The following is a 26,393-nucleotide window of genomic DNA, read 5'->3' on the forward strand; positions in this document are numbered from 1 at the left end:
TCCTAAATGACATCTACCTAAAATGTATCGTAAATTAAGAACCGCCTTGGTACGGATCCGTATGCCGGGTGGTGTGGAAGGTCGCCTAGGGAAATAATCCCTAGGCTCCTATCCGATCGCTATAATATTGTGTTATTGAGCTGATTTAAAACCCGATTTAGAGATTTTGTATAATATAGGTAATTTAAAAGAACATCGTGAAAGAGTTGTTTTTTTAAGTTCAAAAGCTTTAAGAAGGTGAGGATTTTTATAACTAGGATTTTAGTTTTTATCCAAGCCAATTATACAAAAAGAAGTTTTGGTTTAGCTTTAAAATCCCACCTGCTTAAAATCACTTTTAGGGACTGTCTTTATTTTTTTTTAAACCAATATTTTTCGACAACAATAACTATTGCAATTCCAGCAATATAAGTTAATAAATCAATCCATGAAAATGAAGTTCCGATAACAGTTCTGGCAATTTTTGATTTTTCTAAACTTAGCTTTTCGACAATATTTAAATATTGAAGAAATTCTATGGCGAAAGAGAAAGCTAATACAAATAGTGCAACAATTAAAACTGGTAATTTGAGAAAAGATTTTAAAAAGCAATAGAGTAAGATAACTACCAAAACATCGCCAAGATATGGCCTGACAAAATTATCATTGACAAAAAGCGCAATTAATACCTCAATGGAAAAAATTAGAATTGCGAAGCCAAAGTAGTTTTTATTAAATGTTAGCATAATTTTAATTTAGTTTGTGCTTAACGTCCAGCTTTTAGTTTACATTTATTCAACAGGTTTGCTAGTGTACTTCTTAAAGGATACTCTATTTTTAAGAACTTTAGATACTACTTTTTTTGTTTATTTTAGGGTAAAATTCAGTTTTGTACTAAACAAATATAAGTATAAATCGTACTAACAACAATTAATTATAGTAAGGCTGTAGTTTATGGAGGATTTACATGTAACTCATGTTATTGAATTCCTAAATTTATTCCATAAAAAAAGCTCCAGATTTCTCTGAAGCTTTCTAGTAGCGGGAACTGGACTCGAACCAGTGACCTTCGGGTTATGAGCCCGACGAGCTGCCTACTGCTCTATCCCGCGATGTGCGTTTGTATTTTCAATAAAATTCTTAGTAGCGGGAACAGGACTCGAACCTGTGACCTTCGGGTTATGAGCCCGACGAGCTGCCTACTGCTCTATCCCGCGTTGTTTCGGGTGCAAATGTACGACGAATTTTCGTATTTCCAACGAAAATTTTAAAAAATGTTTTATTTCGTCTATTGACTTGATATGACTACCTTTGCGGAATAAATTATAATAGAAATGTCACATAAAGCAGGTTTTGTAAACATCATCGGGAATCCAAATGTTGGGAAATCAACACTAATGAATGCCTTTGTTGGAGAAAGATTATCAATTATTACTTCAAAAGCACAAACAACACGTCATAGAATTCTTGGAATTGTAAACGGAGAAGATTTTCAAATGATCTTATCGGATACACCTGGAATCATCAAACCGGCATACGAAATGCAGGAATCAATGATGAATTTCGTTAAATCCGCTTTTGAAGATGCTGATGTACTGATTTATATGGTTGAAATTGGAGAACAAGAGTTGAAAGACGAAGCGTTCTTCAATAAAATAATCCATGCCAAAATTCCGGTTCTATTATTATTGAATAAAATTGACAATTCAAATCAGGCGCAACTGGAAGAACAAGTGGCTTTCTGGACTGCTAAAGTTCCTAATGCGGAAATTTTTCCAATATCGGCATTGCAGAATTTTAATGTGCCCGAAGTTTTTGGACGAATCATTGAATTGTTACCGGAATCGCCAGCATATTACCCAAAAGATCAATTGACAGACAAACCGGAACGTTTCTTTGTAAATGAAACTATCCGTGAGAAAATATTGTTGAATTATAGCAAAGAAATCCCTTACGCAGTAGAAATTGTAACCGAAGAGTTTTTTGAAGATGAAAACATCATTAGAATCCGATCTTTGATTATGGTGGAGCGCGAGACCCAAAAAGGAATCATCATCGGACATAAAGGAGCTGCTTTGAAGAAAGTAGGAATGGAAGCCCGTGTTGATTTGGAGAAATTCTTTGGAAAACAAATCCATATTGAGTTGTACGTAAAAGTGAATAAAAACTGGAGAAGCAACGCTAATATGTTGAAACGATTTGGTTATAACCAGTAATTTTTTCTGGTCCGTTTTTTTGAAAAATCAATATTGGAATTCAATTTCTGATATTGATTTTTTTTTTTAGCCCAGATAGCAGCGGCATCCTTTTGTGCAGTCCCGAAACTTCGGGACGGCACAAAAGATATAGCGGAGAGCTGGAATTGCTTCTAATAAAACTAAGATTCTATAATCTCCAGGAATAAGTTTTCCAGATCATTCATTTGCTCGTGGCCGTTACTTCGGATCTGTTTGGCTACAATATAGAGTAAAAACCAGGCGGAAATCATTAATCCCATTATGACTAAATCGAATGTAATGGGATTTTTCAGGATATAATCAGTATATGTAATTCCCGAAAAAATCAAAAAGATTCCCGCAATAATAAAATGGAAGAACATAAAAAGTGTCCATAAGGTGGGGTCAGGGCCAAATAATGCTCTGATATGAGTTTCGTTTTTGTCTTTTGATTCCATTTCTATATGTAAATGAGGAGACCAATACGCTTTTTTTGCCCCTTTTATGTTTAACCAAATGTGATAGCCACGGATTTTTACAAAGTAATCCTTGGACTTGATTTGGGTGTAATTGGCGAATTTAACACGCAAAGCATCTATGTTTTGCGGAACATCTTTATAAAACCGTAAGCGAAGTCTGAGCTCATTATTAGTATCCATAGCAGTAAACTTGTAAGTATTAAAAGGATAAGGGTTTGCTAATATATCAAAAAAATTGATATTCATGGTTTTAAACACTACCTTTGCAAAATATTTGAATTTATATTATGAATAACATTGTTGCGATAGTAGGAAGACCTAATGTAGGGAAATCAACCCTTTTTAATAGGCTGATACAAAGAAGAGAAGCTATTGTAGATTCAGTATCGGGGGTGACCCGTGATAGGAACTATGGTAAAAGCGAGTGGAACGGAAAAGAGTTTTCTGTAATTGATACCGGCGGATACGTACGTGGGTCGGATGACGTTTTTGAAGGAGAAATCCGTAAACAAGTGGAACTTGCCATTGATGAAGCTGATGTTATCATTTTTGTGGTTGATGTAGAAGAGGGGATTACTCCAATGGATGATGCTGTTGCGAGATTGTTGCGTAAAGTGACGAAACCGGTTTTACTTGCTGTAAATAAGGTGGATAATGCGATGCGTGAGAAAGATGCAATTGAGTTTTATAACCTTGGTTTAGGAGAATATTATACGTTTGCCAGTATTTCAGGAAGTGGAACAGGAGATTTATTGGATGCATTAATTGATGCTTTTCCTATTAAACCAGAACCAACCCAGGAAGAAGTTGTATTGCCTCGTTTTGCAGTTGTAGGTCGTCCTAATGCTGGAAAATCAAGCTTTATCAATGCATTAATTGGTAAAGACAGATATATTGTTACAGATATTGCGGGAACAACCCGTGATTCTATTGATACAAAATTTGATCGTTTTGGTTTCGAATTCAACTTAGTTGATACTGCGGGAATCCGTCGTAAGGCGAAAGTGAAGGAAGATTTAGAGTTTTACTCGGTAATGCGTTCCGTTCGTGCCATTGAGCATGCTGATATTTGTATCTTGATTATAGATGCCACCCGTGGTTTTGAAGGTCAGGATCAAAGTATTTTTTGGTTGGCTGAGAAAAACCGTAAAGGAGTTGTAATCTTAGTGAATAAATGGGATTTAGTCGAAAAAGAAACGATGTCAACTCGTGATTATGAAGCTAAAATCAGAGAAGAATTAATGCCATTTACAGATGTGCCTATTCTTTTCGTTTCGGCATTGACAAAACAACGTTTGTTGAAAGCATTAGAAGCTACAGTAAAAGTTTTCGAAAACAGACAACAACGTATTGCGACTTCAAAATTCAATGAATTTATGTTGAAAGTGATTGAAGCGTATCCGCCGCCAGCAACAAAAGGGAAATATGTGAAAATTAAATATTGTATGCAGTTGCCAACACCAACACCACAATTTGTGTTTTTTGCCAATATGCCACAATATGTAAAAGAACCTTACAAACGTTATCTGGAAAATAAAATTAGAGAAAACTGGGACTTTTCAGGAGTACCAATTGATATTTATATTAGAGAGAAATAGCAAAAATCCCGAGCAATCGGGATTTTTTTTGGTTAAGATGGATTTGTACGATTAGTTTTCTTCTTTTTCCAAAGTTTCCATTGGATGATCACCATACCAATCTTTAAATGTTTTTGTTGTTTTATAATCATCATGCAGTACGGTATAAACCATAAATAGGATTAATGGTATGCCAACGCAATATAGGGTCATTATTACCGGCAAAGCAACGTTAGTTTGACATAAACCGGCAAATACAAAAACATATATGGTAGTAAACCAAACAAGTTTAATTGCAAAATTTTTCATGGCTATATCTTTTTATTAAAGTTACGCCAGAAATTGCAAATATTAAGTTAATGTATTGATAATCAATATTTAAAATAAAATTAATTATTTATTATTCTTATCAATTAAAGACGATAAATGCTGTTTTAAACTTTTTTTCGGACTTTTATTTTGTGGAAAATACTGAATCGGATGATATCTCTATTGAAATAATCGATTCCATTTGCTCGTCGTTGAAAACTGTTTAAATAACCCAATTCTAAGGCAATGTTTTTATTTATGCCGTATTGTACTGCAGCATAAATTCTATTTTGATCAAATGTATTTTTAAGGATAGTTTTCCCAGCATTGAACATTATTTCATCTGAAAGAATAGTTTTTAAATATTGATTTTCTTTTTTCCAAAAAATATAATCGGCTTGAAGTCTGTATCTGAATCTCCACGAAAATGTAGTGCCAGGTAACAATGATTCTTTATTGGCATTATGAATAAATCGTTCTTCTGCTTGAAATCGTTGAATCAATGTTACTTTACTAACGTTTAGTTTCCAGGTAATATCTTGTTGTGCTCTGTATTCCGGGGTTTTAAAAGTATAGGATACTTCAGGTTCTTGTGTTGTTACGGAAAAATGAGTAAAGCCAATTCCTGCTTCTAAATGTTCATTGATTTTATAGCGGCCTTGAATTCTTATAACATATAAATTTTCCTTTACTGGTTTTAAAAAGACCCTATTGTCAAATTCTGTATGTAAAGACCATTTTTCATTTAATAGCAACTGATTGTTATATCGTGTCCAAAGAATGCTTTGATGATCTATATTTTTCTCCGTTTGCGCTTGGGATATAAAACTGACTAAGAATAAGAAAAGTATTTTGGTTAGTTTCATGAAGTTTGTTTCAATTTTGGCAAATTTACATAAAGTCCATTAATCCTATAGGTTCTGTTTTATTTTTTTGAAAAGTATTTTACTGTATTCAAATGCTAAATAAGCGTAGTATTGAATGAAGAAACAGCACCGTAAAACCTAAATTTTATTAGTGCTGTTTTTGATTTTAAGGTTTTAAAAGAATAGATTGCTTTTATAAAGAATAACGAAGTGTAATTCCGTAAGTTCTTTGATCTCCCAAAACACCAGCATAATGACCGGCATTTCCAGCCGCAGGTAATAATTGTTCGAAATAATCTTTGTCTAAAAGGTTGCGTCCCCATACGAAAATAGATAAACCTTCTGAAGCACGGAAACCAATTCGGCCATTAAGCAAAGCATAAGAATCTACCACAAGATATTTTGATGGAGAGGCACTCGATGAGAATGAAGAACGAAAGTAAGAATCTAAAGCCACAAAGAATTTTCCGGTATTCCCGAAAAATTTTCCAGTATCAGAGAGATCACCTCCTAAAGTTCCCGCCCATTTTGAAATACCCGGTAACTCACTTCCCGAAATATCTTTGAACGATACTGATGAGCCAGTTTCCTCTAATGGCAGTGGCGCATTTTTGAAACTTACATAAATTCCCTCAGTATACGATAACGCTCCAGTGAAAGATAAATGTTTGTTCGCTGTGATACTTGCGTCAATTTCAGCACCACGCACACGTACTTTTTCAGCATTGGCCAGATAACCTCGATTTACGCCTAATTCAGCAGTTTGGACTTGTGCTTGAAAGTTTTTAATGTCTGTGTTGTAAATGGTAAAATTTACTATCGTTCTGTCAAATGGCGTAGTCTTTACCCCAATTTCGAAATGATTAACCTCTTCAGGTTTTATTATAGCCAAGTCAAGTAGTGGCTGACCATTTGCGGTGGGTAAACCTCCTAGATTCACACCAACAGGTTTAAAGCTTTTTGCATAAGTAGCAAAAGTATTCACACGTTCTGAGGCTTTGAAAGACAAGGTTAGATTTCCTGAAAAATTGGTGTCGTCTACACTGGTTTTAAAAGCTTGGTCACTATATACTAATTTTTTCAATGCAATTAAGTCAGGATCGTTGGTTTGTAAACCTCCATAAGTCTCACGGTTGTAATCAATTTTTTTATTATCGTAGTTGTATCTTAAACCGGGTAGTACATGCAAACGATCGGTTATTGCCCAATCTAATTGTCCAAATACTGCACCACTGAAGGTGTTGAGTGTAGAGCGGGTTCTTATTCCATAGCCATCAAATAGGCCGGGTGTTTCCCATAATGAGCTTGTAGTGCTCTGAGAAAATCGCCATTGCGCTACACCTGATTCTTCAATGTGATAGGGGTCTGTCTTAAGATCTTGTCCAATGGCGAATACTCCAATTACTCCACTTAAACGAGAAGAGAATTCTCCGGCATAACGAACTTCTTGAGACCATTGTTGGTGTTTTGATGTTGCCTGTGACAATTGTAGTACGGGAAGGCCTGTGAAATCTCTGTCATTCGATGGATCCCAATTCCAATAGCGCCAAGCAGAAGTTGAGGTCAGTACACCTGCTCCGATTTTTGTTTCTATATTTAAAGAGATACCTCCTAAATCTTGTCCGGAACGCCAAGGGGTATCATGGTCAATCTTACGGTCAAACGCATTTTGACTCGGAAGAGTGTAATTTAGGTCGGCTATGATTTGTTCAAATTGACGGTATGGAGCTCGTTTAGTAGGAGCAACTCCTGCAACTACTTGTGCATATCCGTCTGGACGCTGTCGCGAAAAGTCTGCTGCCAATAGGATGTCTGTGTTGTCACTTGGTCGATACAGTAATTGTCCTCGAACACCTTGATTATTCAGGTCATTAACAGATTTTCCTGTAGCTACATTTTCTATTAAACCGTCACGTTGTGTGCCTGAAAACGATAATCTACCTGCAATTTTTTTGGTTAAAGCTCCAGTAATAGAACTCTTGGCTTGAAGGAATCCATAATTTCCGTAACTAAGTTCGAAGTTCGCTCCCGATATAAAACTTGGCTTACGTGTTGTTACGTTGAAAGCACCAGCAGTGGTGTTTTTACCAAACAATGTTCCTTGTGGTCCACGTAATACTTCAATTTGTTCTACGTCTATAAAATCTAATGTTGTAGCTGCAGGACGGGCATAATAAACACCGTCAACATAAAATCCAACACCTGGATCGATACCGTCATTGGTAAGTCCAAAAGTAGAACCCAGTCCCCGAATGTTTATTGTTGTATTTCTTGGATTTGAAGAATACAATTGAACTGATGGAACTAATTCTTTCAAACGATTCACGTTGAAAGCACCAGCTTCTTCAGCTTGTTTGCCGCTTACCACAGAAATAGGAATGGGGACATTTTGGGCTTTTTCAATACGGCGTCTGGAGGTTATCACCACTTCAATAAGTTGATTTTCCTCCGAAAGGATTATTTGCAAAACTACCGGTGGTAGTTCTGGAATATTGATTTCTTTAGATTGATAACCTGTATTTTGTATAAGAAGTGAGAAAGGAATTTTTTCTTGGGTTTCAATAGTAAAGGTACCACTTGAATCTGTAGTAGTATTGTATTTTGTGCCTTTCAATAAGATATTTGCACCTTGTAAAGGTATGTTTTGGCTATTTGTTACCACTCCTTGCACAATACTTTGGGCTTTAGAGGATGTGAATATAAATAATAGTAGTAGGGTTGTAATTGTTTTTGGATAGATATTTTTCATTATTATATAAGTTATATGTAATTAGTAGAATTTTAATTAAATTTTTTTAACTAGCACATACACATCATTTTAAAACTCTTTTTTTCAATTATAATTAGTTGATTTTTTCGGGATTGCCTATTCAAAAAAGCAAACTTACTTCGGTACGTTTTCATACGCTTAAATTTGGATTGTTAATTATGTATTAAATTCTAGGCAAATATATAGTTAATTCTATAAAACTAGTAGAGTTTAAAGAATATTTTTTTATTTTTTTACCAATGAAGCAATAGTAATGCCTTCCATTGCCTTTAAAGTTTCTTCTCTAATGGTAATCAATCCGTGTCTTAATAGGCATTCCGATTCATCGACACAATCAGAACAGCGTTCGTAAAAATTCAATGAGGCGCAAGGAAGTAGGGCAATAGCACCATCAAAAAGCCTATGAATATCGGCTAAAGTAATGTCGTTTTTAGATTTTAAAAGATAATAACCACCAAATTTCCCTTGTTTACTTCCTACGAAATGTCCGCGTTTTAGATCCAATAAGATCTGTTCCAAAAATTTTTTTGGAATATTAGCTGCTTCGGCAATTTCAATAGTACGAGAAATATGATTTTCGTCTTGTTGCGCTAAAAACAGTAATGCTTTGAGCGCGTATTTGGCTTTATGTGAAAGCATTTTTTTATGTGTTTTATAATAGTAAATTATGAATTAGATCCGATTTCAAATTTATAAAATGAAAGGAAAACAAACATAATTATTTTTATTTATAATTTTAAAAGTATTGCTGGTTTTTGAATGTCGAATGCAGTCTTGAAGGTATGGATTCAAACGGAACACCGCCATCTGAAATCTACCAATCTCCACCAGATCCACCGCCTGAGAAACCACCGCCACCAAATCCACCGCCGAAACCGCCTCCGCCGCCTCCAAATCCACCACCGGAAGAACCGCCGCCAAAACCGCTTCCGCCACTGTTTCTTCCAAGGCTGCTCAGAATAATCACATCAAGTAGACTTGGGCCTATGCCACCGCCTCTGTTACCAGAATTTCCGCCACCGCCTTTGTTTCTGGAAATCAGCACCAGTATAATGATGACAATAACGATTAATGGTAAAATGGGGAATCCTTTATCTTTAGTTTTTATCCGTTCCCCTTTGTATTTTCCTTTAAAAACATCAATTATCGCATCGGTTCCTTTATCAAGACCTTTGTAGTAACTTCCTGCTTTAAATTCGGGAATGATGATGTTTCGGGTAATTTCTCCGCCAATACCGGCAGTTAATCGGTCTTCAAGGCCATAACCTGGCGAAATCCATATTTTTTTTTCGACTTTAGCCAATAAAATAAGAACTCCATTGTCATTTTTTGCAGTTCCGCCAATGCCCCAGGTTTGTCCCCATTTTGGAGTGAGGATACCAATGTCCTCCCCTTTAAGGGTTTCTATGGTGATAATCACAATTTGAGTTGTGGTTGAATCAGAATATTTAATGAGTTTTTCTTCCAGTTGCGCTTTTTCAGTTGCGCTTAAAACATTCGCATAATCGTAAACAGAAGTCTGAAAACTTGGTTTTTCAGGAATGGTAAATTGAGCAAAACTTATCTGTGTAAATAAAAAACAAACAAATAGCTTTAGGGAAATTAGGGCATTCTTTTTTTGTAATAGCATTATCCTCTAGATATTTCGTTTGATAATTCATTCGTATCGCCTTCTTGCCAAGGGAAATATTTCTGCAATTGTTCACCGGCTCTGGCAATTCCATCGATAAGTCCTTGCTTGAAATCTCCTTTTTTAAACTCTGCCACCATGATATCACGGGTGCAATTCCAAAAATCATCTTGAACCACATCATTAATGCCTTTGTCACCACAAATTACAAAATGTCTATCTTCTACAGCTAAGTAAATTAAAACACCGTTTTGAAGTTCGGTTTCGTCCATTTTCAGTTCATGAAAAACTTCCATTGCGCGATCATACGCATCAATGGAAGTTGTTTTTTCTATGTGAACTCTAATCTCGCCAGAAGTATTTTTTTCGGCCATGCGAATGGCTTCAACAATGGCGCGTTCATCTTCTTTGGTTAAAAAATGGTCTACTTTTGACATTGAAATATTTTTGAGTTAAGATTAGCGATTTTTGATTTCAGAATTGTTAAATCTGCAATCAAAAACCGTTAATTTTTAAAGGTTGTTTCTTCAAATTAAATTTGATTTATTTTTACTTCTAAAAATCTAAGAAGTCTAAAAAACTAACTTTAGAATTTTACTTCAACGGGTTTTTCAGCACCTTCAACAGCTTCAAAATATGGTTTTTCTTTTAGTCCATACATTTTTGCAAATATGTTTCTTGGGAAGGTTAAGATGTTATTATTGTATGGTTTAACTGCTTCGTTAAAACGAGTTCTAGCCGTTAGAATTTGATTTTCTGTACTCGCTAATTCGTCCTGTAATTTCAAGAAATTCTGATTCGCTTTCAATTCAGGATATCTCTCTACTGAAACTAATAATCGAGATAATGAACTGCTTACGCCACTTTGTGCTTTATTGAATTCTGCTAATTTTTCTGGAGTAATATTCGTTGGATCAATAGTTACTGATGTTGCTTTGGCACGTGCTTCAATTACTGCAGTCAAAGTGCTTTTTTCAAAATCAGCGGCTCCTTTTACAGTTTTAACTAAATTTCCGATCAAGTCATTTCTTCTTTGGTAAGAGGTTTGAACATTACCCCAACTTTCTTTTACACCTTGTTCAAGTGTCATTGCGTTATTGTAAATTCCGGAAGCCCAGCTGTAAATTCCAATAATTACAACTACTGCAATAATCCAAGGTAAAAATTTTTTAAAATCCATTTTTATTTAATTTAAAGTTTAGTGTTTAATTGTTATTTTTTTTAAATCTGAATCAGCATTCGTTAATCAGCAATCACAATCTATAGTTGATTTTTAATATTCGTCAGTTGTGTTCGAATCGTTTCTAATTTGCGAATAATTTCAAATTTATCCAGTGTTTTCTTTTGTCCTTCTTTCAAATGGGTTTTGGCACCTTCCAGCGTAAAACCTCTTTCTTTGACCAAATGATAAATCAATTGTAAATTAGTGACATCTTCTGGAGTGAACATGCGATTGCCTTTGGCATTCTTCTTTGGTTTCAGAATATCAAATTCATTGTCCCAAAAACGAATCAGCGAGGCATTCACGTCAAATGCTTTGGCAACTTCGCCAATGCTGTAATATCTTTTGTCTTTAGAAAGTTCAATATGCATATTGTTGTTATTTGACTTTTTAATTCCTGCTATCTGTAGCCTTTTTCACTCCTACACCTGACCACTAAAAACGGATCACTGACCACTCTTTTATAAAGCATTAGTCTAATGATTGATTTTCTTGGTTAGCCAATTGTGCGATAGCAACATATTCCACTGCCGATATATTCCCGTAATAAAAATTAAGTGGATTCACCACCTTTTTATCCTTATGCACTTCATAATGTAAATGCGGTCCTTCGGATCTTCCAGTGCTTCCCACATAACCTATAATGTCGCCACGATTTACGCGTTGTCCCGCCCGTGCTTTATATTTGCTTAAATGTGCATATAAAGTTTCGTATCCAAATCCATGCCGAATCACAATATGATTTCCATATCCAGAGGCCGTATTGTCCGCTCTTGCTACAACTCCATCACCTGTAGCATAAATGGGAGATCCTGTTTTTGCTGTAAAGTCCATGCCTTCATGCATTTTCCTCACTTTTGTAAAAGGATCCGTTCGGTATCCAAAACCAGATGCCATTTGTTTTAAATTCTCGTTTCGTACTGGCTGAATGGCAGGAATAGCTGACAAAAAATCATTTTTAGCTTCCGCCAATTTTAAAATGGCATCCAATGACTTAGACTGAATCGCTAATTCCTTGCTAAGAACATCAATTCTTTTTGTCGTATTGATTACCAACTGGGAATTGTCATATCCTTCTAATTTAGCATACCGATTAACTCCGCCAAAACCCGATTTTCGTTCCTCATCAGGAATTGCTGATTGATTGAAATAAACTCGATATAAATTATTGTCCCGATCTTCAATGGCTTCAATAACGCTATTTATCTGATTTATTTTCTTGTTCAAAATAGCATAATTTAATCTCAAATTTTCAATTTCACGTGCCTGTAATCGATCTTTTGGAGTTTCAAAATAAGGCGTATTCAGTAAAACAACAAAACTCAAAAAACCAAACAATGCCGAGGCCAATAAAAACAGGATAACAACACCAAATTTTTTCCTTTTTCGTGTTTTTATTTTTCGGTAGGCGAGATTTTCGGAATCGTAATAATATTTTACTTTCGACATATTTTAAAATACCCTATTTTTGCACCTTCGTAAAAGGTTAGTCGAACAAATTTAATAAATGTTTCATTCGTTCCACCCTTTTTTCAGGAATAAATATAATAATGTGCCTAATCCAGCTATTCGTTGCAAGTTCTCGTTTATAAATCTTTTTTTCTAATGCGTTAGCAGGAGCTTCCTCCGGTCGCTCTGCCATCTCAAGAAAAAATAAATTTCAAAGGCGCAAAGCTTTTCACTGCAAACACTAAGTGTTCAGTGAACTCCTATGAAAATAAGAGCGTGTGAGATAATCTGGGGCAAAATGTTAATTTGTTGATTTGGTTATTCGTTTATGCGATACAACCGATTAACCAAATTAACAAATAACCGAATAAACAATAAAAATGAAATCACAAGACGTACGTAAACAATTTCTGGATTTTTTTGCATCAAAAGGACACTTAATCGTTCCATCAGCACCAATAGTTCTAAAAGATGATCCAACCCTGATGTTCAACAACTCAGGAATGGCGCAGTTCAAAGAATATTTCTTAGGTAACGCCACACCAAAAAGTCCTAGAATTGCCGATACCCAAAAATGTCTTCGTGTTTCAGGAAAACATAATGACTTAGAAGATGTAGGTTTTGATACCTACCACCACACCATGTTTGAAATGCTTGGGAACTGGTCTTTTGGGGATTATTTCAAAAAAGAAGCCATCAACTGGGCTTGGCAACTTTTGACAGAAGTGTATAAAATACCAAAAGAAAATTTATACGTTTCCGTATTTGAAGGAAATCCGGATGAAAACGTACCGTTCGATCAGGAAGCTTGGGACATTTGGAAGGAATTGATTGATGAGGACCGAATCATTCTTGGAAACAAGAAAGACAATTTCTGGGAAATGGGAGATCAAGGACCTTGTGGACCTTGTTCTGAAATTCATGTTGATTTACGCCCGGAAGAAGAAAAATTAAAAGTTTCCGGAAAAAGCTTAGTAAACAATGACCATCCGCAAGTAGTGGAAATCTGGAATAACGTATTTATGGAGTTCAACCGTAAAGCCGATGGTTCTCTGGAAAAACTACCTGCTCAACATGTTGATACCGGAATGGGATTTGAGCGTTTGTGTATGGCATTACAAGGAAAAACTTCCAATTATGATACGGATGTTTTTACACCACTTATTGAAAAAGTAGAACAAATTACAGGATTAAAATACACACCAAATGATGTCACTCTGAGCGGAGTCGAAGAGAGCGAAGAGCAAAACAAAATCAATATTGCTATTCGTGTAGTGGTAGATCACGTTCGTGCGGTGGCTTTTGCTATTGCTGACGGACAATTGCCATCAAACACGGGAGCAGGTTATGTAATTCGTAGAATTTTGCGTCGTGCGATTCGTTACGGATTTACCTTCTTGAATACTAAAGAACCTTTTATCAATCAATTGGTAGCAGTTTTGGCCAATCAAATGGGTGAATTTTTCCCGGAAATCAAATCGCAACAACAATTGGTTACCAATGTAATCCGTGAAGAAGAAGCATCATTCTTAAGAACATTGGACCAAGGATTACAATTATTAGATAAAGTTATCGAAGAGGAAAAAGCCCTTCCTTCGGAGGGGTTGGGGAGGATTTCAGGTACTAAAGCATTTGAATTATACGATACTTTCGGATTTCCAATTGACTTGACTGCATTAATTCTTAGAGAAAAAGGATTCGAACTGGACGAAGCTGGTTTTAATGCTGCCATGCAAGCTCAAAAAGCTCGTTCCCGCGCCGCATCAGAAGTTTCTACCGAAGATTGGTCCATATTAATTCCGGGAAATGTAGAAACATTTGTGGGTTACGATCAATCAGAAAGTGACGTAAAAATTACTCGTATCCGTAAAATTGACAGTAAAAAAGACGGCGTTTTATACCAAATCGTTTTAGACAACACGCCATTCTATCCAGAAGGTGGTGGACAAGTGGGTGATAAAGGAACTTTGGTTTCTGCAAATGAAACCATTGAAATCATCGATACCAAAAAAGAGAATAACCTGATTTTGCATTTTGCAAAAAAACTGCCTGAAAATGTAAACGCCAGTTTTATTGCTAAAGTAAATCAGGATTTAAGAAGTTTGTCTTCCAGAAATCACTCGGCGACACACTTGATGCACCAAGCGTTAAGAAGTATTTTGGGAACACACGTGGAACAAAAAGGATCTTTGGTAAATCCAAATTATTTACGTTTTGACTTCTCTCATTTTGCTAAAATGACAGAATCTGAACTACAACAAGTAGAGGATTTTGTAAATGCAAGAATCCAGGAACAATTACCACTTATAGAAAGAAGAAATATTCCGTTTGCACAAGCAGTTTCAGAAGGAGCAATGGCCCTTTTTGGAGAGAAATATGGAGATGAGGTTCGTGCGATTAAATTTGGCGAAAGCATGGAATTATGCGGCGGAATCCACGTGAAAAACACGGCAGAAATCTGGCATTTCAAAATCGTTTCTGAAGGAGCGGTTGCTGCAGGAATTCGTCGTATCGAAGCCATTACAAGTGATGCCGTTAAAGCACATTTTGCATCGTATGAAAACACATTGAATGAAGTGAAAACAGCGTTGAAAAATCCTCAGGATATTTTGAAAGCCGTTCATTCGATGCAAGAAGAAAATGCCAAATTGGCCAAACAAATTGAGGCTTTGGTGAAAGACAAAGTTAAAAATTTGAAAGCGGGTTTGACAGCAGAAATACAGGAAATAAACGGCATACAATTCTTAGCGAAACAAGTGGATTTAAATCCGGAAGGGGCAAAAGATTTGGCTTATGAATTAGGAAATTTAGGGAATAACCTATTTCTTGTTTTGGCTACAGTGAATCCCGAAGCTTCGGGAGAAAAACCAATGTTAACCTGTTATGTTTCTAAAGAATTAGTTGCTGAGAAAAACCTTAATGCAGGACAAGTTGTTCGTGAATTGGGTAAATTTATCCAAGGTGGGGGCGGAGGACAACCTTTTTTCGCTACAGCTGGAGGAAAAAATGTGGCTGGAATTAAGGAAGCTTTGGAAAAAGCAATTGAGTTTGTAAAGTAGAACAAATTTATTTTTTATAATAAAAACCCTTTTAGGACTTAAGTTCTAAAAGGGTTTATTTTTTGTTCAATACCTTATTTTATAGTATTTACATGGCGTTGTAATTAGATTTGAAAACAGTAGTTTAACCGAAATGTAGGGATTGTAACGATGAATATTGTAGCTTTTGTTTTATTTTTCTAGGTTTGAATGATGTAGCGTCAAAAGCTTTGATAAAGGCGAATCTATTTATTTATTATAATGAAAAAGATAAAAAACATATTTTGGGTATTATCAATTTTTTTATTGACACTTTATTCGTGTTCAAATGATAATGACGATAGTGTAAAATTGCTAAAGAAAGTTGTTGAAACTTCAGAATCGGGCACTTCAGAAACAACTTTATTTACTTATAATGAAACTGAAATAGTTCGTATTGACGGAGCTCAGAAACGTACTGATTTTACGTATGCCGATGGTTTAATTACGAAAACTGTAACGCTAAATAAAACAAATCAGCTTCTTGAGACTATTGAATATAGTTATCTTGAAGGTAAATTGGTTGAAGTTGAATCTTTGGGTAATTACAGAATAAATTACATTCATAATTCAGATAAAACTGTTTCTTATGAAAGATTCACGATTGTTTCAGCGAATCAGCAAGTAAAAGAATTTTACGGAACATTGTATTTTGAAAATGAAAATTTAATCAAAGATGAAAGGATTTTAGACAACACGGCAGTAGGAGTTACTTCAAATTACAGGATAACTTTTGATTATGATTCGAAGAATAATCCGTTGTATAATGTTTTAGGATATAAAAAATTATTAGACCGTATGGAGACCATTTCGTCAAATAACAGTTTGATAAATACTGTAATTGCAGCTACTACAAATGGAGATCAAGTATTATCGTCAGCTAATTTTTATAAAAGCTCTTTTAAATATGATTCTGAGAATTATCCAACAGAACGGGTTTCGGAAACAGCAATTTTTGCTAATGGAAATACGGGTTATTTGAAGACACAATACTTCTATTAAGAAAAAATTTATTTTTATAGCAGCCCTTTCAAAGTTTAAAACTCTGAAAGGGTTTTTTTATACCAATGAAAAAAGAGTTAAACTCCATTTATATCACTAAAATTATTCAAATTTGTAGTAAATCAAATAGCAATGCAATTCAGAACCCAAATTCCCATTCCTAAAAGTAATTATCCAATAGATTATAATGCTACTATTATGTCTTTAGGTTCTTGTTTTGCAGTAAATATGGCGGAGAAATTGGACTATTTTAAATTTCAAAATAGCTGTAATCCAGTTGGGATTTTGTTTCATCCGTTAGCGATTGAAAAGTTAATTGATTTTGCTGTTTCCGGAAAGCAATTTACAGAAAACGATATTTTTTTTCACAATGAACGGTGGCATTGTTTTGATGTACATTCAGATTTGAGTAATTCAAATAAGGAGGAATTATTAACATCATTAAACGCAATAATCAAATCAACAAATCAACAAATAACCGAATCAACACATTTCATCATCACTTATGGAACCTCTTGGGTATATCGAAATATAGAAAGCGATTCTATTGTGGCGAATTGTCATAAAGTACCTCAAAAACAGTTCAAAAAAGAATTGCTTTCTGTTGAAGAAATAAAGGAAAGTATAGCAAATACACTGAAATTAATTCATGCTGTAAATCCTAATTGCAATATTATTTTCACGGTTTCGCCGGTGCGTCACATCAAAGACGGTTTTGTCGAAAATCAATGGAGTAAAGCCAACTTAATTTCTGCAATTCACGACGTTCTGAATACTGAACACTGTAAACTGAGCACGAAGTATTTTCCTAGCTATGAAATCATGATGGATGAACTTCGGGATTACCGTTTTTATGCCGAAGATATGTTGCATCCCAATCAAGTGGCAATCGATTATATCTGGAAGCGTTTCAAGGAAACATCTATTTCTGAAACTGCTTTTTCTATGATGGAAGAAGTGGAGGGTATTCAAAAAAGTCTTTCGCACAAACCTTTTAACCCGAATTCTGAAAGTCATTTTAAATTTGAGTCTAAAGTCAGAGAAAAAATCACTAAATTGGAAAATCAATATTCATTCATGAAATTTTAATTATGCTTAAAAGAATACTTATTGGAATAGCAGTTATTGGCGGAATATTTTTATTGTTCAAATTTTGTGATTTTAAGAAAAACGATGATGAAGATATTACTTACAATACGAATCTCATTCAGCAACAAATTCTAAACGTAGGGAAATTGGTGGTTACTGAAGGTCATTTTTCTGAAGTCATCACCTATAAAAACCAACAAAAATACTTGCTGGATATGCTTTCTTTCGAGAAAAAAGCATTAGTTATTGTCAATGCCGATGTAACAGTAGCATATGATTTACACAAAATGAAATACGACATCGATGAGAAAAACAAAACCATCACGATTATTAGTATTCCAAAAGAAGAAATCAAAATCAGCCCAGATATTCAGTTTTATAATGTAGAGCAAAGCAAACTGAATCCTTTTACGGGAGATGATTACAATAAAATCAACAAATCAGTAAAAGCAAATTTGGCCAAGAAAATAGAAAAATCGTCCTTGAAAACAAATGCTCAGAATCGCTTAATTAGTGAATTGTCTAAAATATTGATTCTGACTAATACTATGGGTTGGAAATTGCAATACGAAGGAAAAGTTATCGAAAGTGAAAAAGATTTCGGTCAGCAAATAAAACTCTAAATAAAATTTTAAACACGAATTGCGCTAATTTCCGCAGGTTAATTCGTGGAAATTAGCGCAATTCGTGTTTAATTCTTTTTATGTTTTCTGAGAAAAAACCTAAGCTTTCTCTTTGTCAAAAATCAGGTCCAAACCACCAGCAATCAAATGCGCTACTTCGGGTCTTTTTACTTTCAATTGATCCAGATAAACCATTATTTCCTGTAGTAATTGCGGTTCGTTTCTGTCCTTCAAAAGCTCTGCGATTTCAACAGACAGCAACCAATCGTTTTGATGATTAGTACGTAATTTTTCAAAAATAGGTGCCAAAGAAGTTTCTGTATCCTTCGTCGTTTCTCTTATGTTTCGAATCGTTTGGTATAAAACCTCTAAATCATCACGTTCTGCGGTGTGTTTTGCTTTGATGGTTTTGCTGGTTGGTACATGCGAAATCAAATCAAAACTATTCACATCTGCAGGGCCTGAAAAAGCCGAAATCACTTTTTTACCTACAGCCATATCGTAAATTCCCCATTCCGGTTGAAACAAAATAGTTTCTCCGTGAGTCACGGTACAATTCTTTAAACTGATTAAAATAATCTCTCCGTGCAGGTTTCTGGATCCGGTAATAATTTCCCCTTTTACGGTAATATCTCCTTCAAATTCTAAGGTTACAGTTTTATTTTCAGTGATAGAATAAGCGCTTAAATCTCTTGGACTCATGTCTTCAATCGCGAGATTTATTCCTTTTAGTTTTCCAATTGGACTTCCAAAACCTTCGGTATGTTTGCCAGTTCCATGACCTACTAATTCTTTTTCTCTATAGGATAATGCTGTTTTTCCTGTTGTTTGGATATAAACGGGTTTCCCTTCTTCTTCAATAACATTATTGAAAACTCCCGAAATTTGGATTCCGGTGCTCAATTCAATAGTTCCTAAAGCATTCGAATGAATCAGTTTATTAATTCCCGATAATCCTCCGGTACGCAACGCCATTTTATTGGCAAACTCTTCCAAAACCAAACTTAAATATGCGAAATCTGGAGTAACGTAAAGTTGTGGTTGCAGTTTTGTAATGTCAAAACTCTGATTGGCTGCTGATATGTCGTAAGGGATTTTCTTCACATTATCCGTCATGCACCAAGCACTTTCACCAATGGACGAAAGCAGTCCGGCGCCATAAATTTTTGGATTGTCGACAGTTCCAATCAAACCATATTCCACGGTCCACCAATGCAGGTTTCTGATTTGTGCCATTTCGGATAATTCGCCCATGTTATTCTGCAAATCTTCCACTGCTTTTTCGGCAGCATCAATATCAGCTTGTGGCGTATCTTCGGCTTCTTTCAAGATCGAAAGCAGTCGGATGGCTTCATACATTTGGTAATCTTTGTTCGAAGAAATCGCTTTGCAGCCTATTTCCCCAAAACGACGCAGGTATTCCGCATATTCGGGATTAGCAATAATAGGGGCATGACCGGCGCCCTCGTGAATAATATCCGGTGCAGGCGTGTATTCTATATGTTCAAGCTGGCGAATATCTGAAGCAATTACAAGCACATTATACGCCTGAAATTCCATAAAAGCATTCGGTGGAATAAATCCGTCCACGGCAACCGCTGCCCAGCCTATTTCGGTCAAAATACGGTTCATGCCATACATACTAGGAATGTTGTCAATCTCAATTCCCGTTTTTTTCAATCCTTCTAGGTAGGAACTATGCGCCACTTTTGATAAGTAATCTACATTTTTGCGCATCACATAACGCCAAACCGCCTGGTTTATCGGCGTGTAATCGCTATAATCCTGAGGTTTAATGAATTGTTTTAAGTGCTTTGGCAATCGGTCTAATAACGGATTACTTTCAATAGTTGAGTTCATTTCGAAATCGTTGTAGTTATGATACAAAAGTACAAATTTCGGGAGCTATTTCCCGCTTTTCATTGCAAGTTTTTGCTAACCCGTTTGTTTTTCTAAAGTTTTCGCATGAGCTTCCTTTGGTCGCTCTGCAGCAACAAGAAAAACCAAAACGGCTTTCGCAAAAAGCTTTCCATTTCACTCGGGGCTGGGGGAGTTGTAGAATTAATAGCTTTTTTGGATTTATTAATTCACCAACTCAAATACCAAAATCTGCGTTTTTTGTTTGTCAGAAAAATTATTATCTGAAACAAAAATGATGGAGGGATTACCATTTGCCAATTTTGGACCAAAAGTAAGTCCTTCAATATTATCAATAAAAATTCCCAAATCATCCATGTTCAGCATCAGTTTTTTAGACGCTAATTCTAATTTTTGGTTTTGCAAGGTTTTATGATTTTTTACATTTGTAGCCTTTTTCAAATCACACAAAAATACTTTTATCGTGCAGGCTTGTGTACCGGTCGAGTAGGAGCGTTCCACTACCAACAATTGATTTTTACCATAATATTGAATTGCCGAAATGCCATTTACACCAAAAGCGCCTTTCGGATTGGGTTCACGAGCAATAGGTTCCAGTTGGTAACCGTATTGAGCAGTATTCTTCTTTGTTTTAGCATCAAATTGATATAATCTAATCAAACCTCCTTTGCTGGTATTGGCTTGGTCGCCATCTTCAAAAAGTGGTTCCTCAATGTTGGTGTAGATATTTTTATATTTTTTGTCAAAAGTAATTCCTTCCAAAGTGCCGTTGTTTCTCGGGCCTTTTTCCAGTTTCTGCATTTTTAAATTTTCCGGTAATGTGATGTTGCCCAGAAAATCACCTTTTAAATCCATAAAATTTAGGGAAGGATTTTGTAAAACTTCCTTATCTGCAGTTAGTACTCGAGCGCCTTCGCTGCTCCAAACCAAAGTGTTTGTTTTTGGATTGAATCGGATGTCTTCCGGGTCTGCTGAAGTAGTTGGTGAGGTGTTCCAATTGCCATACACTTTTCCGGTTTCGTTTTTTAAAATAGTAACATTTTGGAAATCGATACCTTCTAATTTGTTTTCTAACAAACGAATTTTTGCAGTATAAAATCTAGAATCGTTAAACATCGATCGATCGTCACTTATCAAATAATACAAATCATTTTTTGCATCATAATCGATTCCGGATAATCCGCCCACTTTTGTGTTCTGAAACGTTTTATCAAAAGGAATTTCAATCGAACTGATTAGCTTCAAACTTGGCGTTGGTTTGTTTTCAGCCGTTTGTTTTAAATTGGAACAAGAAAGAAGTACGGCTGGTAAAACGACAAGAAATAATAATTTACGCATAAAAGAATGTGTTGCTGTTTGCAAAAAGGAACGGATTTTGGATTAAAAACCCACTTTAAAAACTATGAATTGTTTGTTTGCTTTTTTTCAAGATTGCGAAAATAGTCAATTTTATAATTGAACATTTCAGCCATATTTTTGGCGCGAAGCTTAGCTTCTTCGGCTAATGGACCTGTAAATAAACTATCGGTAGTTTCTGTAAAAATTTGCATCCAGCGATCAAAATGCTCTTTGGCAATCGGTAATTGTTTGTGTGGTGGAAATGGACTTCCAGAATAAGAATGAACTTCAAGTAAAATAGTTTGCCAAAAGCGATACATTTTTTCCAGATGTTCCGGCCAGCGGTTGCCTATTTTTTCGTTGAATATGGGTCCAATAAATTCGTCTTTTTGAACTTTAGAATAAAAAGTATCAACCAGTAATTTGATATCTTCGAATGTGGTAATGTCGTTAAATTGTGCCATGATTGGGTATAAAAAAAGCCTACGCAAAGGTAGGCTTTTATGTTTAAATGTAATGGTAAACTATTTTGCTTTAGGCGGAAATTGCTCTAAAATTTTTGCCACAAATTCATTGATTTGTTTTTCTTTTTCATTGCGGTTTTCAGTCAAATAACCTACACCTTCGCCTTGCCAAACCAATTCTTTTTTCTTGGCATCAATTAAATCAATATACAATGTTCCTTCGGTTGAAGAGGAAACATAAGTACTTCGGCCTCCCCATAAATAAGGATTCCATCCCCATCCCCAACCATAACCCCATCCGGCGTTGTATTGGTTTACGTCTATTCGTTCTCTTTCTTTGGTTAGTATATTAATCAGCAAATCTGGATTTTCACTTTTGGTCATCCCTTTTTTGCTTAATTCTCGGTCTATGGCATTAAGTATTCTTTTCTTATCCAATTCTGAAATTTCAACTCGATCAATTCCTTTTTTATGAAAAGCATACGTTTTGTATTGACTAAAATCTACATTGTTATCATAATCTGAATACACTTTTATCGAACTGCAAGAGGCAATTACGAAAAGTAGAAGTACGGGAAGGAGTTTAATTGCTTTCATAATGTGATTATTTGATTACTATATGTTTACTAAATATACGCTCAAATTTTTAAAAATCCAACAAATTGTCGGCTACTATATTAGGGATGGTCACTTTCAATAAAGGTTGCGTCTCCATCGCTCTTTTTATTGCAAATAATGCTCCGTCATTTCTAGCCCAGCTTCTTCTGGAAATTCCGTTGTTGACATCCCAGAAAAGCATTGATTCTAAACGTCTTGAAGCTTCTTTTGAACCATCAAGAACCATACCAAAACCACCGTTAATTACCTCGCCCCAGCCTACGCCGCCGCCATTGTGAATGGATACCCAAGTGGCTCCTCGAAAGCTGTCTCCAATGACATTTTGTATCGCCATATCAGCCGTAAATCTTGAGCCGTCATAAATATTTGAAGTCTCTCTGTATGGAGAATCGGTGCCGGAAACATCATGGTGATCCCTGCCTAAAACGACAGTTCCTATTTCGCCTTTGGCAATCGCTTGATTAAATGCTTCGGCAATTTTTACGCGACCTTCAGCATCAGCATAAAGGATTCTGGCTTGAGAACCAACGACTAATTTATTTTCCTGTGCACCTTTTATCCAGTGAATATTATCCTGCATTTGTTGCTGAATTTCTTCAGGAGCCGTTTTTGCCATTTCTTCCAAAACTTGACAAGCAATTAAATCTGTTTTGGCTAAATCTTCTGGTTTTCCCGAAGCACAAACCCATCGAAAAGGCCCAAAACCATAATCAAAACACATGGGTCCCATAATATCCTGTACGTAACTCGGATACCTGAAATCAATATGATTCTCTGCCATAACATCAGCACCGGCGCGGGAAGCTTCCAATAAAAAAGCATTTCCATAATCAAAGAAATACGTTCCTTTAGCAGTGTGTTTATTGATTGCAGTAGTATGTCTGCGTAATGTTTCCTGTACTTTTATTTTGAATAAATCAGGATTATTAGCCATCATTTCATTGGCTTCTTCAAAGGAAATGTCAGCTGGATAATAGCCGCCCGCCCAAGGATTATGTAAGGAAGTTTGATCTGATCCTAAATCGATGTGGATGTTTTCTTTATCAAATTTTTCCCAAACATCAACCACATTTCCAAGATAGGCGATAGAAACAATTTCATTATTGGCTTGCGCCAAAGCGACTCTTTTTACGAGTTCTTCCACGTTTTCTATCACTTCATTAATCCATCCTTGACTGTGGCGAATGTGCGTTATTTTTGGATTCACTTCGGCACAAACGGTGATACAACCGGCAATATTTCCGGCCTTTGGTTGTGCGCCTGACATTCCACCCAAACCTGAAGTGACGAATAAACCGCCTTTTGGACTGCGTTTTATTTTACGAAAACCGTTCAAAACCGTAATAGTTGTTCCGTGTACGATTCCCTGCGGACCAATGTACATGTAACTTCCTGCCGTCATTTGCCCGTATTGAGAAACGCCTAATGCATTCATTTTTTCCCAATCGTCCGGTTTAGAATAATTAGGAATTACCATTCCGTTAGTCACGACAACTCGCGGAGCTTCTTTATGGGAAGGAAACAATCCCATTGGATGCCCGGAATACATGGTCAGCGTTTGTTCCTCTGTCATTTCAGACAAATATTGCATCGTCAATAGATATTGTGCCCAGTTTTGAAAAACGGCTCCATTCCCACCATAGGTAATCAACTCATGCGGATGTTGTGCTACGGCATAATCCAAATTGTTTTGAATCATCAGCATGATTGCTTTGGCCTGTTCACATTTTCCTGGATATTCAGCAATAGGTCTTGCATACATTTTATAATCTGGACGCAAACGGTACATATAAATACGACCATAGGTTTCCAGTTCTTCCGAAAATTCTTTGATTAATTCAGCGTGATGCTGCGGTTCAAAATAACGTAAGGCATTGCGAAGTGCTAATTTTTTTTCTTCAAGCGAAAGAATTTCTTTGCGCTTTGGAGCGTGATTGATGTCAATTTCGTATGGTTTTGGTTTTGGTAAAACCGATGGAATTCCTTGTTGTATTTGTTCTTGAAAAGTCATTTTTAGCTGTTGATTCGTTAATTTTTAGTTGTTGATTCATTTAAGAAGCTTAAACTTCGAGTAAAAAAAATGAAACAACTAAGGATAACGAATATCCGACCTGTGGTAGGATTTGTGAATTCTGATTCTATATTTCTGTGAACAAATATCCATTTTTATTTGATGTTTTTTATAACTGACATTTTCTTATTTTGTTGATTTTGATTCTAAAATGCGGTTACTTTTTATTGGTTCCTGTTTTTTTATCAAAACCATAGGGACAATGGCGACAGCCACTTTTACAGCAATAACCACGTTTTAAATGGTATTTTTCAGTAAAACATTTATAGCCCTCGGGTGTGTAATAGAAATCTTCCCCTTCTATCAATTTATTTTCATTACTTTGGTCAATCATGTTTGGGATTATTCTATTGTAAAATTTATTTGGATTGCTAATTCATTCAAATTAACTCAAACGATTGAGATTTTCATTAAATAGAACCATTTTATCATTACAAATTTATAAATTTTATAGCGAATGTTACTGATTGTTGCTAAATATTTAATTCCTAAAGGATATCGCGGATTGGCTGTATTTCCTTTTGTATTTGTAAAATATGGTATGGATGCAGCAAATAGAATTTTTGTCAATCATGAAAAAATTCACCTTCGTCAACAAGCAGAATTATTAATACTTCCTTTTTTTATTTGGTATTTGTTAGAATATTGTGTTCGATTGGTTCAGTATAAAAATGCAAATTTGGCTTACAGAAACATTAGTTTTGAAAGAGAAGCTTATGCGAATGAATCAAATTTTGAGTACTTAAAAAATAGACCTTTTTTTCGCTTCTTAAAATATTTAGACTTAAAAAATTAATAGTATTTATCAGAATCATTTTTGCGCTTGATGCGAATCTTTTGTGTTAAATTCGATTGTATTTTATCACTTCCTATTTATTGAACTAAAACAATTCTACAGTATTAACTTATAGGTTGTTAAATACTTTTTTATTTGAAATCCTGAAATATTTAATCATTTTGTTTAATTTTTTAATTATAAGAAATTATGTATTTATAACTAAATAATATGTATTTAATCTATTATTTATACTTTTTATCGATATTAATACTGATTCCTATCCTCTTTTTTTTGTAACTTTAAATAAAAATAACTCAAAACAGATTTAATTTTCTAAAATCCTTGATTAGGAATGTGTTTTTAGATCTTTTAAGGCTAAAGAATATTTCATTTTTTAAAAATTAAAGTGGCATTATCTCAGATGTAGTGTCTTATAAAGAATATGATTTATTTCATACAAATTAATTTAATATGCTGGCTTATGGACTCAAAATTACTTAAACGAACACTGTTGATTGTTATTGGATTATTTTTACAGAACAATGTAAATGCCCAGATGTATGTAAGTCCTAATAGTTACGTTTTTGCAAATAACGAAGTAGTTTTTGTAAAACAGCAATTAGAGTTAAATGCTGCCGACAGTAATTTCTATTTAAGGGAAGATGGACAGTTGATTCAGGGTTCGGAGTTGCAGCGTGTAGAGCCACAAAGCAAGAATAAAGGTCTTGGAAGCTTGTCTGTTTTTCAAGAAGGAACTACAAACAATTTTCAATTCAATTACTGGTGTTCACCTGTGGGAGGAAATATCTCCACTGCTGGAAACTCTCCTTTTGGGATTACTCAACTTAAAGATATTGTCGATTTGACAAACAGTAATAATCCAACTATTTTAGCGATGAATAACTATAATGGTAAGGCTAGCCCATTTTCAATTGCCCCATTTTGGATCAATAAGTTA

At 35.2% G+C, this 26,393-nt stretch carries 24 protein-coding genes, 2 tRNA genes and 1 pseudogene; 8 read left to right on the top strand and 19 right to left on the bottom strand.

All coding sequences use genetic code 11. The features are described from left to right. Window positions 1-350: 350 nt before the first annotated feature. The 3 genes from ACM55F_RS18275 to ACM55F_RS18285 form a co-directional block, all read right to left on the bottom strand. Window positions 351-725 carry a ribosomal maturation YjgA family protein gene (locus tag ACM55F_RS18275; RefSeq protein WP_416855257.1) on the bottom strand — a complete coding sequence of 125 codons (375 nt, stop codon included), beginning with the start codon at window positions 723-725 and terminating at the stop codon, window positions 351-353. Window positions 726-1,018: 293 nt separating this feature from the next. After that, window positions 1,019-1,091, bottom strand: a tRNA-Met gene (locus tag ACM55F_RS18280). A gap of 32 nt (window positions 1,092-1,123) precedes the next feature. Continuing rightward, window positions 1,124-1,196: transfer RNA gene (locus ACM55F_RS18285), tRNA-Met, on the bottom strand. Between the two features lie 117 nt (window positions 1,197-1,313). Here ACM55F_RS18285 and era point away from each other — a divergent pair. Further along, window positions 1,314-2,195, top strand: a complete 882-nt coding sequence (gene era / locus ACM55F_RS18290) for a GTPase Era (protein WP_416855258.1) — start codon at window positions 1,314-1,316, stop codon at window positions 2,193-2,195. A 161-nt stretch (window positions 2,196-2,356) separates the two neighbouring features. Here era and ACM55F_RS18295 read toward each other — a convergent pair whose 3' ends face one another. After that, window positions 2,357-2,920 (bottom strand): hypothetical protein, encoded by a 564-nt coding sequence (locus ACM55F_RS18295; protein WP_416855259.1) that lies wholly within the window; start codon window positions 2,918-2,920, stop codon window positions 2,357-2,359. 41 nt (window positions 2,921-2,961) lie between these two features. On the opposite strand from ACM55F_RS18295, the gene der reads away from it, so the two are divergent. Then, entirely contained in the window at window positions 2,962-4,272 is a 1,311-nt protein-coding gene (gene der / locus ACM55F_RS18300) for a ribosome biogenesis GTPase Der (protein WP_039109002.1), read from the top strand. A gap of 51 nt (window positions 4,273-4,323) precedes the next feature. On the opposite strand, the gene ACM55F_RS18305 is transcribed toward der, so the two are convergent. From ACM55F_RS18305 to ACM55F_RS18345, 9 genes are all read right to left on the bottom strand, one after another. Beyond that, window positions 4,324-4,560, bottom strand: coding sequence for a hypothetical protein (locus ACM55F_RS18305; protein WP_416855260.1), 237 nt, complete (start codon window positions 4,558-4,560; stop codon window positions 4,324-4,326). A gap of 125 nt (window positions 4,561-4,685) precedes the next feature. Further along, a complete protein-coding gene (locus ACM55F_RS18310; RefSeq protein WP_416855261.1) occupies window positions 4,686-5,426 on the bottom strand; it encodes a DUF2490 domain-containing protein in 741 nt (246 codons plus the stop codon). Window positions 5,427-5,619: 193 nt separating this feature from the next. After that, a complete protein-coding gene (locus ACM55F_RS18315; protein ID WP_416855262.1) occupies window positions 5,620-8,175 on the bottom strand; it encodes a TonB-dependent receptor in 2,556 nt (851 codons plus the stop codon). Window positions 8,176-8,421: 246 nt separating this feature from the next. After that, window positions 8,422-8,835: an RrF2 family transcriptional regulator gene (locus ACM55F_RS18320; protein WP_416855263.1), complete on the bottom strand. Its 414-nt coding sequence runs from the start codon at window positions 8,833-8,835 to the stop codon at window positions 8,422-8,424. Window positions 8,836-9,010: 175 nt separating this feature from the next. Next, window positions 9,011-9,826, bottom strand: a complete 816-nt coding sequence (locus tag ACM55F_RS18325; RefSeq protein ID WP_416855264.1) for a TPM domain-containing protein — start codon at window positions 9,824-9,826, stop codon at window positions 9,011-9,013. After that, a complete protein-coding gene (locus ACM55F_RS18330; RefSeq protein WP_416855265.1) occupies window positions 9,826-10,263 on the bottom strand; it encodes a TPM domain-containing protein in 438 nt (145 codons plus the stop codon). The genes ACM55F_RS18325 and ACM55F_RS18330 overlap by 1 nt, the downstream gene beginning before the upstream one ends. Window positions 10,264-10,412: 149 nt before the next feature. Next, window positions 10,413-11,006: a LemA family protein gene (locus ACM55F_RS18335; protein ID WP_416855266.1), complete on the bottom strand. Its 594-nt coding sequence runs from the start codon at window positions 11,004-11,006 to the stop codon at window positions 10,413-10,415. A gap of 80 nt (window positions 11,007-11,086) precedes the next feature. Continuing rightward, complete coding sequence (locus ACM55F_RS18340; RefSeq protein ID WP_143386140.1) at window positions 11,087-11,419, bottom strand: MerR family transcriptional regulator; 333 nt, start codon at window positions 11,417-11,419, stop codon at window positions 11,087-11,089. A gap of 100 nt (window positions 11,420-11,519) precedes the next feature. After that, window positions 11,520-12,497 (bottom strand): peptidoglycan DD-metalloendopeptidase family protein, encoded by a 978-nt coding sequence (locus ACM55F_RS18345; protein WP_416855267.1) that lies wholly within the window; start codon window positions 12,495-12,497, stop codon window positions 11,520-11,522. A gap of 380 nt (window positions 12,498-12,877) precedes the next feature. On the opposite strand from ACM55F_RS18345, the gene alaS reads away from it, so the two are divergent. The 4 genes from alaS (at window position 12,878) to ACM55F_RS18365 (ending at window position 18,288) form a co-directional block, all read left to right on the top strand. Continuing rightward, the gene (gene alaS / locus ACM55F_RS18350) at window positions 12,878-15,556 is read left to right on the top strand and encodes an alanine--tRNA ligase (RefSeq protein ID WP_416855268.1); all 2,679 of its coding nucleotides are present in this window, start codon (window positions 12,878-12,880) and stop codon (window positions 15,554-15,556) included. Between the two features lie 240 nt (window positions 15,557-15,796). Beyond that, a complete protein-coding gene (locus tag ACM55F_RS18355) occupies window positions 15,797-16,576 on the top strand; it encodes a hypothetical protein (protein ID WP_416855269.1) in 780 nt (259 codons plus the stop codon). A 132-nt stretch (window positions 16,577-16,708) separates the two neighbouring features. Continuing rightward, complete coding sequence (locus ACM55F_RS18360; RefSeq protein WP_416855270.1) at window positions 16,709-17,665, top strand: GSCFA domain-containing protein; 957 nt, start codon at window positions 16,709-16,711, stop codon at window positions 17,663-17,665. 2 nt (window positions 17,666-17,667) lie between these two features. Then, the gene (locus tag ACM55F_RS18365; protein WP_416855271.1) at window positions 17,668-18,288 is read left to right on the top strand and encodes a DUF4230 domain-containing protein; all 621 of its coding nucleotides are present in this window, start codon (window positions 17,668-17,670) and stop codon (window positions 18,286-18,288) included. Window positions 18,289-18,387: 99 nt separating this feature from the next. Here ACM55F_RS18365 and ACM55F_RS18370 read toward each other — a convergent pair whose 3' ends face one another. From ACM55F_RS18370 to ACM55F_RS18395, 6 genes are all read right to left on the bottom strand, one after another. Continuing rightward, window positions 18,388-20,148 carry an aromatic amino acid hydroxylase gene (locus tag ACM55F_RS18370; protein WP_416855272.1) on the bottom strand — a complete coding sequence of 587 codons (1,761 nt, stop codon included), beginning with the start codon at window positions 20,146-20,148 and terminating at the stop codon, window positions 18,388-18,390. A 222-nt stretch (window positions 20,149-20,370) separates the two neighbouring features. Further along, complete coding sequence (locus ACM55F_RS18375) at window positions 20,371-21,528, bottom strand: esterase-like activity of phytase family protein (protein WP_416855273.1); 1,158 nt, start codon at window positions 21,526-21,528, stop codon at window positions 20,371-20,373. 38 nt (window positions 21,529-21,566) lie between these two features. Then, window positions 21,567-21,968 carry a group III truncated hemoglobin gene (locus ACM55F_RS18380; RefSeq protein WP_416855274.1) on the bottom strand — a complete coding sequence of 134 codons (402 nt, stop codon included), beginning with the start codon at window positions 21,966-21,968 and terminating at the stop codon, window positions 21,567-21,569. A 60-nt stretch (window positions 21,969-22,028) separates the two neighbouring features. Then, on the bottom strand, window positions 22,029-22,565 hold the full coding sequence (locus tag ACM55F_RS18385; RefSeq protein WP_416855275.1) for a DUF4136 domain-containing protein: 537 nt from the start codon (window positions 22,563-22,565) through the stop codon (window positions 22,029-22,031). A gap of 49 nt (window positions 22,566-22,614) precedes the next feature. Continuing rightward, window positions 22,615-24,597 carry a urocanate hydratase gene (locus tag ACM55F_RS18390; RefSeq protein ID WP_416855276.1) on the bottom strand — a complete coding sequence of 661 codons (1,983 nt, stop codon included), beginning with the start codon at window positions 24,595-24,597 and terminating at the stop codon, window positions 22,615-22,617. Window positions 24,598-24,814: 217 nt separating this feature from the next. Continuing rightward, window positions 24,815-24,991, bottom strand: a complete 177-nt coding sequence (locus ACM55F_RS18395) for a DUF5522 domain-containing protein (RefSeq protein ID WP_158589746.1) — start codon at window positions 24,989-24,991, stop codon at window positions 24,815-24,817. A gap of 123 nt (window positions 24,992-25,114) precedes the next feature. On the opposite strand from ACM55F_RS18395, the gene ACM55F_RS18400 reads away from it, so the two are divergent. Both ACM55F_RS18400 and ACM55F_RS18405 read left to right on the top strand, forming a co-directional pair. Beyond that, window positions 25,115-25,453, top strand: a complete 339-nt coding sequence (locus ACM55F_RS18400) for a hypothetical protein (protein WP_416855277.1) — start codon at window positions 25,115-25,117, stop codon at window positions 25,451-25,453. A gap of 463 nt (window positions 25,454-25,916) precedes the next feature. Further along, window positions 25,917-26,393: pseudogene (locus ACM55F_RS18405) on the top strand (T9SS type A sorting domain-containing protein); the annotation flags it as partial.

Source organism: Flavobacterium melibiosi (genome assembly GCF_048158545.1).
Lineage (GTDB): Bacteria > Bacteroidota > Bacteroidia > Flavobacteriales > Flavobacteriaceae > Flavobacterium > Flavobacterium melibiosi.